1 protein-coding gene is annotated in these 794 nt (G+C 36.0%); it reads right to left on the reverse strand.

What is annotated here, in order from left to right:
* Positions 1-164: 164 nt before the first annotated feature.
* Complete coding sequence (locus tag ACNPAA_RS20955; protein WP_417891994.1) at positions 165-695, reverse strand: hypothetical protein; 531 nt, start codon at positions 693-695, stop codon at positions 165-167.
* Positions 696-794 lie beyond the last annotated feature (99 nt).

The following is a 794-nucleotide window of genomic DNA, read 5'->3' on the forward strand; positions in this document are numbered from 1 at the left end:
AATCAAACAGGCTGTAGCCTTTCTGGAATTGGACTTTGCTTTTGGCCATGATCTCGCACCTCAGTAACTGTACGTAAGATCAGTATAGCTCGTGGTGACTGCTAATCATGGGTAATCAGGTTTCCTTATGTTAGTTTTGGTACAACTCTACAAAACAGTAGGTGCTAGAAATATAATGGAGCGTTTTTTCTAAAGTTTTCAATTATTGTTTTCATGTCGATGGCATTACAATTAACCATACATGTAGTATCTTTTTTCTTTTGAAGAAAATCTGGTAAAGGTTCGAATCCTGATATCTTGTAGTAGTCAGGGTTAATGTCGGAATAAAGAATAAATGCTCTTGTTTTAAATTGGTTGCAATACTCTTTTTTTACTGCGTCTAATAGTATTCTGGCAAAGCCATTTCGCCTTTTATCAGAAACTGTAGATAGAGACCCTATACCTATGGTTGAAATGTCAGAAATGGAAGGTAGTGAATAACATATAATAGAACTTAGAATACAATTGCGTTCTTCAAGAATATACCAGGTTCCTTTTTTATATTTTTCAGAATTATTACAGAAAAACAAATACTTGTTGAGTTCTAATCCATCTCCCCAAGCATCATAACCCATAGTATAGATACTGTTCATATCATTTAACGTAGCGGCTCTGATTACTAGTTCATTAAATCTAATACCAATCGGATTAAACATTAGGTCAGTTTTATCCAATCTCGGCTACAAAGTGACATCACCCGCTCCACATCGGCAATAAAGTGCTTCCAGGCCGATGTGCAGGCATCAAGGATGTCG

The organism is Aeromonas sp. PS2Canimalfood6 (genome assembly GCF_048276795.1).
GTDB classification, from domain to species: Bacteria; Pseudomonadota; Gammaproteobacteria; order Enterobacterales; family Aeromonadaceae; genus Aeromonas; species Aeromonas caviae.